The organism is uncultured Desulfovibrio sp., assembly GCF_944324935.1.
In the GTDB taxonomy this organism is placed as follows: domain Bacteria; phylum Desulfobacterota; class Desulfovibrionia; order Desulfovibrionales; family Desulfovibrionaceae; genus Desulfovibrio.
On record NZ_CALUYG010000076.1, the window covers coordinates 1 to 7424 of the forward strand.

The 7424-nt window shown below is 60.7% G+C and carries 7 protein-coding genes; 3 read left to right on the forward strand and 4 right to left on the reverse strand.

Features of this window, described 5'->3' with window-relative positions:
• Positions 1-479: 479 nt before the first annotated feature.
• Both Q0J54_RS11745 and Q0J54_RS11750 read left to right on the forward strand, forming a co-directional pair.
• Entirely contained in the window at positions 480-1319 is an 840-nt protein-coding gene (locus tag Q0J54_RS11745) for a hypothetical protein (protein ID WP_296305923.1), read from the forward strand.
• A 446-nt stretch (positions 1320-1765) separates the two neighbouring features.
• Positions 1766-2566 (forward strand): hypothetical protein, encoded by an 801-nt coding sequence (locus Q0J54_RS11750; protein WP_296305925.1) that lies wholly within the window; start codon positions 1766-1768, stop codon positions 2564-2566.
• 234 nt (positions 2567-2800) lie between these two features.
• Here Q0J54_RS11750 and Q0J54_RS11755 read toward each other — a convergent pair whose 3' ends face one another.
• The 4 genes from Q0J54_RS11755 to Q0J54_RS11770 form a co-directional block, all read right to left on the reverse strand.
• On the reverse strand, positions 2801-3469 hold the full coding sequence (locus Q0J54_RS11755; protein WP_296305927.1) for an amino acid ABC transporter permease: 669 nt from the start codon (positions 3467-3469) through the stop codon (positions 2801-2803).
• Positions 3470-3471: 2 nt separating this feature from the next.
• Entirely contained in the window at positions 3472-4257 is a 786-nt protein-coding gene (locus tag Q0J54_RS11760; RefSeq protein WP_296305928.1) for an amino acid ABC transporter ATP-binding protein, read from the reverse strand.
• Positions 4258-4259: 2 nt separating this feature from the next.
• Positions 4260-4952, reverse strand: a complete 693-nt coding sequence (locus tag Q0J54_RS11765) for an amino acid ABC transporter permease (protein WP_296305929.1) — start codon at positions 4950-4952, stop codon at positions 4260-4262.
• A 100-nt stretch (positions 4953-5052) separates the two neighbouring features.
• Complete coding sequence (locus Q0J54_RS11770) at positions 5053-5793, reverse strand: ABC transporter substrate-binding protein (protein ID WP_296305931.1); 741 nt, start codon at positions 5791-5793, stop codon at positions 5053-5055.
• Between the two features lie 154 nt (positions 5794-5947).
• Here Q0J54_RS11770 and wbaP point away from each other — a divergent pair, with 154 nt between their 5' ends.
• Positions 5948-7351: an undecaprenyl-phosphate galactose phosphotransferase WbaP gene (gene wbaP / locus Q0J54_RS11775; RefSeq protein WP_296305932.1), complete on the forward strand. Its 1404-nt coding sequence runs from the start codon at positions 5948-5950 to the stop codon at positions 7349-7351.
• Positions 7352-7424 lie beyond the last annotated feature (73 nt).

Here is a 7424-nt window from a genome sequence, read left to right on the forward strand (position 1 = left end):
AGGGGATAACGCAAAAAGACATAGAGAGGGCGGTGGCACTCATCAACCACCGCCCGCGCAAGAAGTTCGGTTACAAGACAACTGTGGAAAAAATGAGGGAAGACGGGGTCTTCTTTGTGTCAACTTTCGTTTGACAATCTGCCCCCCCTTGCGGCCTCTGCCCTTGTCGGCACATATGTTGTCGAGTTCATGTTGTCTCCACTGCGTTTTCTTCCCTCGCTCCTTATTTTGAGCTTCTGCGGCTATAAGGCCATGACCTGGAAGCAGCAGCCGCAGGCGGAAGCGTAACGTGCCGCCACGGCCCAAAGTGAGCAGAAAAACCGCCTTTTTCCGCGAAATGCCAGGCCGTATGGTATGCACAGCGCAAAGCGCTTCAAACGGAACATGCGCAAGCTGTTGTGTGAGAGGCAGCGGAGATCGAGAGCCGCCCAACGACGCGTGTGTGACAAGGGATGCGCTATCAGGCAGGGAGGGGGGTTATGTCGACGGCTACTGCGAGCAGAGGAGGGGCGGCGGTTCCGCTGCGCTGGTTCCAGATCGTGTTGTTTCTTGTGGCCGTACCTCCTCCTTTCCCTTTTCACTTCGCCGACATCTTCCTCTTCAGGGCGTTGATGTTCACTCTTCCCCTCGCCGTGCTCGGCGTCATCGTGTTCAAGGCCGTCCGCTGGAAAAAATTTCCTCATAAGGTGGCGCACTTGCATAATCCGTGGGTCATTATGACGCTTATGCTTGCCACCGGCCCCGGCATCATGCACGCCATGTCCATGCTGTTTCTTTTCTGCTTTTTGGGATCCCCCTATCTCTATTGTCTTCCCCTGTGCATTGCGCTTGGCTTCGTCATTTTCATGGCGTTCCGCCGGCAAGGAAGGCGACCCGGGGATATGTTGTCGTGGCCGCAAAACCCCTGGCTCAGGATTTTGCTGGTCATAACAGGTCTCCCCGCCGCTGCCTCCTACCTCGCCAGCGTTTTTTTCGTGCTGCTGTTTGCTTTGGCTGATCTGGTCGGGCGGCCGCTGATACGCTGGTTTTGTCTGGCTGGTCTCATCGCGTATGCTGGTCTCGTCGTCTACGCGTTCTGCCGCATGAGAACGAATCGGCATGAAGACGGGAGGAGGCAAACCCTCTGGATCTCCTTGCTGGTGCGCATCGTCGGCCTCGGTCTGCTGGCGTGCGCCACGTTCATGCTTGAGGCCGAAATCCTCACTGCGGACAAAACCGTACAGGCTTGGCTTTCTCCGCTTTGGGGCTGGCTGCCCGTGCTGCTCGCCGTTTTCAGCGTATACAAGGCCATGACCTGGCGGCAGAGGCCGCAAGCATAAGAGGTGCGTGCCGCCGCAGGCAGCATAAAAAAAGCGTGGCCTTCCTGCGGAGCAAACGCTCTTTTTGCCATGCCGCGAGAGCGCTTTCGCTTTGCAAAAGGCAAAACGCGAGGCGGCAGCACAGCGCCGCCCGACCCAAACTGAGCGGAAAAACCGTGTTTTTTCCGCGAAACGACAGGCCGTATGGTTTGAAACGCAACGCGTTTCAAACGGAAAATGCCCTCGGGAGAACTGCGACCGAGGACAGCTGCGGAGCAGGCAGGCTGTCACGCTCCCGAACAGCCGTTTGGGGAGGAAGAGGGCTTTTCTTCCGCAGGCGGCATGTGTAGTCTGCAAGGAGCGAAACCCCTTCCACGAAGGGCCAAAGAGGAAGGACGGGCGGCGCTGGGAAAGCACGATAACGCCGGTTTCTGGAATACGACAGACGGCAAAAGGGAGGAGAGGTGATGGGATCCCGAGTGCGAAGCCTTGTGGAAGCGGCACTTTCCTCGACATGGTTCAAGGTCGTGCTGTTTCTCGTGGTTGTGCCGCCTCCTGCCGGTCTTACGCTATGCTCTGACGGCATGTGGCGGGGGATGCTGTTCGTTACCATGCTTGTGATCGGTTCTCTCGTGTGCAAGGCTTTCGACTGGAAGAGACGCCCCCGCGAAGAAACAGCGGCGCATGATCCGTGGTTCATCATGGTGCTGCTGCTTGCCGCCAGCCACTCCATCATGGCATACACATTCTTCTGTCTGGGCATCTTTCTTCTTTTCTTCCCGTACGGGTATCCCCTGCCGCTGTACCTGGCGCTGGGCTTCATCATTTACCGGGCGGCCCTTCGGGCTGAACCGGGACCGCTGGAGACGTTCCGCCCGAAAAATCCCTGGGTCGGCGTACTGCTTATCGTTATCGGCTTTCCGGTTGTTACAGTCTATCTCTCGGGTTTCATAATCTCTCTCGGCATTACTATCCCGCTGCACCTGGCGCTTCTTGTGCTGCTTTGCCTGTTCAGCCTCATCGTGTACCTGGCTGGTCGCCGCCGAAGGAAGATACAGGGAGACGCCGGCAAGCGGGGGAAAAATGCCTGGCTGTCGTTACTGCTGCACCTTGTGATATTTCTTCCGTTGCCCTTTGCAGAAGTTTTTTACCTTGAAGAAAAATGTTTTCACGGACGCATATGGTCCCCGCTGGGCTTGCTGCTCCTGCTGCTTGCGCTGATCTTCTGCGGTTATAAGGCCATGATCTGGCAGCGGCCGCGGGTATAACGCCAACATGCCGCCACGACCAGCGTAAAAAAAAGCGTTTCCCCCACTGCGGGAAACGCGTTTTTTTGCCATGCCGCCGGGAGACCATCGGTCAGGAGATGTCCGGCGACGTTCCGTACGTTTTTCATCCTCCCCGGGAAGAGTTTTTGCGGGAGGAAAGGGGGTACGGGGGAAAGGAGGGAGCTTTTTGCAAAAAGCTCCCTCCTTTCCCCCGCAAAAAAATGATCCACGGCATCAGCGAGCGCCGAAGCCCGGCACATGGAAGCGGCGTTCCAGCCAGTGGAGGAGCCAGGTGGCCAGGGTCACCATAACGAGGTAGTAAGCGCCGACGGCGAGAAAGACTTCCGTATAGCGGAAGGTGTCGGAGGCGACGACCTTGCCCTCGCCCATGAGTTCCATGCAGGTAACGAGGTAGGCCAGGGAGCTGTATTTGATGAGATAGATGATCTCATTGCCGCAGCCGGGCAGGGCGCGCCGGGCCGCCTGGGGGATGACGATCCAGACGATGGTCTGAAGGGAGTCCATGCCCAGGGCCTGCGCGGCCTTGATCTGTCCCTGTCGGATGGAGAGCAGGGCGCCGCGGATGTATTCCGACTGATAGGCGGAATTGCAGAGGATGAAGCTGATGAGCGACGCCCCATACGGTTCGAAGTAGATGCCTACCTTGGGCAGGGCGAAATAGATCATCATAAGCTGGACGGCCAGCGGCACGCCACGGATGACGGAGGTATACGCATCGCCGAGACGACGGGCCCAGGGGCTGCCGAAAGCGCGCACGCAGCCCAGCAGGATGCCGCCGATGAAGCCGAGCACGCCGGCGGGCACGATGAGCGCCACGCTGACCAGCAGGCCGCGATTGAGCGCGGGCAGGAGCTCCTGTGACACAAAGGCTGCATCGAACACGCCTAGGCTCCCATCTCCAGAAGGTGCTTGCAGAAGTCCCGGGTGCGGGTGGCGCTGCCTTCGGCCAGCAGCACTTCCGGGGAGCCCTGCTCGATGATGATGCCCTGTTCCATGAAGAGAATCTCGTGCGCCAGCGCGCGGGCGAAATCCATCTGGTGGGTGGCCATGAGCATGGTCATGCCGCCGCGGGCGAGGTCCTTGATGACGGCCAGCACTTCGCCGACGAGTTCGGGATCAAGGGCGGAGGTCGGTTCGTCGAGCAGGATGACCCTGGGATCCATCGCCAGGGCGCGGGCAATGGCAACGCGCTGTTTCTGCCCGCCGGAAAGCTGCGCGGGATAGAGGCCGGCGCGTCTGGCCATGCCCACGCGGCCGAGTTCCTCCTGAGCGCGGCGGTTGGCGTCCTGCCGGCTCATGCCGCGCACCTTGCGCAGGGCGATGACCACATTTTCCTCGGCTGTCAGGTGGTCGAAGAGGTTGAAGTCCTGAAAGATCATGCCGACCTGCGCGCGAAAGGCGCAGAGGGCGCGCCTGTCGGCGACATCAAGCGCGCGACCTTCCAGGAGGATCTTGCCTTCGTCCGGGGGGATGAGGCAGTTGATGCACTGAAGCAAGGTGCTTTTGCCGGCCCCGGAAGGGCCGATGAGTACTTTCAGCTCGCCCCGGTTCAGCGTCAGGGAGCAATCCTGCAGGATGGGCTTTCCGCCGAGTTTTTTGGAAAGGTGGGACACCTGCAGGACCGGGCTTGCGCCGGTTTTCTTGGAAAGTTGGGCAACTGTTTCGCTCATGCTTACCCCGCTGCTCCCATGCCGATCGTGCCGCCGGTGGAGTAGCCGGGGATATGCACCCGGTCTTCCAGAGCGCGCAGGAGCTTCAGCACCACGAGCGTGAGAATGAAGTAGATGACGCCCGCGAGGGCAAAAAGGGCCAGGTGTTCATGCGTGCGCTGGGCCACGACCGTGGCGCGGGACATGATCTCCTGCGTGCCGAGCACATAGCAGACGGCGGAATCCTTGAGGAGGATGGAAAATTCGTTGGCCCAGCCGGGAAGGGAGAGCCGCATGGCCTGCGGCAGGATGATGCAGGCGATGCCGCAGCCATCGGTCATGCCGAGCGCGCGGGCGGCCCTGAGCTGCCCCTGGGGAAGACTTTCGATGGCGCCACGGAAGATCTGCGACTGGTACGCCGTGCTGATGCAGCCCATGACCAGGCAGGATGCCAGGAAGGGCGGCAGGGCGAGCCCCAGGCTCATGCACAGGCCGTAGCTGAGGAAGAGCAGCACCAGAATGGGCACGCCACGGAAAAACCAGACGTACAGCCCGACGGCGGCGCGTATCAGCGTACCGCCGTAGACCTGCCCCACGGCCATAGGCACGCCGAGCACGAGGCCCATGCCGAGAGCCAGCGCTACGGCGCTGACGGTGGTCAGCGTCCCGCCGAGGATGAAGGGCAGGGCATCCCAGATGACTTGCAGTGAGTTCATGGCAGCGCAAAGGGGTTGGTGGAAAGACAGGGGCAGGCCGCCACAGAGGGTGACGGCCTTGCCCGACAGGGGATGCGGGACCGTGCGGTCCGCTCCGCCATTACTTGCTCAGGTACTTTTCCTGGAGTTCCTTCCAGTACGGATCGGCCTGGAGCTTGCGGTAACCTTCGTCGATGAGGGCACGCAGTTCCTTGTCGCCCTTGCGGATGGCCACGCCGAACTGATCGGGCTCGCCGTGCGTGCCGGCCTTCTTGACGGCCTTGCCCTTGGCGATGGAATCTTCAGCCGGCAGCTGGTCCATGAGGGCCGCGTCGATGCGGCCATTCAGCAGATCTTCCACAGCCAGGGGGCAGGACTCATAGAAGCGCAGTTCAAAGGGATAGCCCTTTTCCTTCTGTTCCTGCTTGATGGCGTCGGCTTCGGACGTGCCGCGCTGCACACCCAGCTTGATGGGCTTGGAAAGGATGTCCTTGGGCGTAAGCGTGGAATCTTTCTTCACCAGGAAAACGCGGGAGACCGTCCAGTAAGGATCGGAGAAATCCACCATCTGGCGGCGCTTTTCGGTGATGCTCATGCCGGAGCAGATCATGTCGATCTGCTTGTTGGCGAGGGCGGGCACGATGCCGTCCCATGCCATGGCCTTGTGGGTGACCGTGAAGCCCATGGTCTTGGCGATCCAGTCCATGGAATCGACGTCAAAGCCGGCGGGCTTGCCGGTTTTTTCGTCGATGTAGGCAAAGGGCGGATAGTTGGCGTCAATGCCGTTGACGTAGGTTTTGGCAAAGGCAGGCACAGCGGCCAGCAGGCCCAGCAGCACAGTACAGACAAAGAACTTTTTCATGGTGGAAAACCCCATTTCTGAAAAACAGCCGCAGGCGCGGCAGAACGGGATTTTTCTAGCAGATGGCCGCCCCGGGCGCAAGCCCCGGGACCTTTCCCTTGAGTTATGCTGAGGATGGGTATATACAATGCCGACCTCATTTGACGGATTTCTCATGCTCGTGAAGTTTTCTCCCACCATATTCCTGCGTCGGGCAGGTCTTCCCCCGCAACAGTTCATCCTGTGCCTTGGGGACACGCTTACTCTGCTTTTCGTCTCCGCGCTGGTGCTGCTCGCGCGGACCCTCTTCGGCGGCGTCGAGCTTGGGCAGTACGCCTGGATGGCGCTGTTCATCCTTGTGCTCATGCCGGTCATCGGCTTTTTGTTCGGCCTGTATCAGACGCTCCCGCTGCCGCCGTACCGTGAGTTGCGGTCGCTCGCGCTGTCCGCGAGCATGGTGTTCGCCCTGCTGCTGCTTTCCCTGTTCGCGGGCAAGAGCAGCATGACCTACTCGCGTCTGGCCCTGCTGGGGGCCTGGGGGCTGAGTTGTCTGGCGCTGCCCGGCTGGCGCTATCTGGCCCGTCGCTGGTGGGGGCGCCGCCGCTGGTGGGGCGCGCCGCTCATCATTTTTGACCGCAGCCGCCGGGGCCGGGCGTTCTGGCATTACCTCAAGCGCAATCCTCAGCATGGTCTGTTGCCCTGCGACATCATGGACCTGCCCGATGACAGGGAGCAGCTGGCGGCCCGGCTCAGCGCATGCGCGCAGCGGCATCCCGACGCCATCGCCCTGGTGCTGCATGACGGCACGCATGATGTGGACGGCGGTTATCTTTCGCTGGTCAGCCGCTATTTCGGCAAGACACTTGTGGTCCCCCGCTTTGACGCCGGCATGCAGCACTTCTGGCTGACGCCGTGCGACCTTGGTCTGCATACCGGGCTGTTGGTCAAGCAGAATCTGCGCAGCCGCTGGCGTCGGCGGCTGAAGCGGCTGCTGGATCTGGGCATCTGTCTGCCGCTGGCCGTGATCCTCCTGCTGCCGGGGCTGTGCATTGCGCTGGCCATCCGTCTGGACAGCCCGGGGTCGGCCATCTACCGGCAGCGGCGCATAGGACAGGGCGGAAGGGAGATCCGCATTTGCAAGTTCAGGACCATGATGTCCGATGCCGACGCGGCGCTTGCGCGCTTTCTGGAAGAGCGGCCCGAGCTCAGGGCGGAATGGGAGCGGGACCATAAACTCAGGCAGGATCCGCGTATAACCCGCGTGGGCGCTTTCTTGCGCAAGACCAGTCTTGACGAGCTGCCGCAGCTCATCAATGTGCTGGTCGGCGATATGAGCCTTGTGGGACCGCGCCCCATCGTGGAGAGCGAGCGGAAAAAATACGGCCATGTGTACGAGAATTACTGCCGGGTCCGGCCTGGCGTCACCGGTCTCTGGCAGGTCTCCGGGCGCAACAACACCACATATGAGGAGCGTGTGGCCCTGGACAACTATTATGTGACCAACTGGTCGGTCTGGATGGATCTCTGGATCCTCGGCAAGACGCCCTTCGTGGTGCTGACCGGCTACGGGGCCTACTAGGGGCTGTTTCTAAAAAGTTTATTGCAGCCAAATCAGACAGGCCGCCAACATGACGTTTGCCCGGAATGTTGCG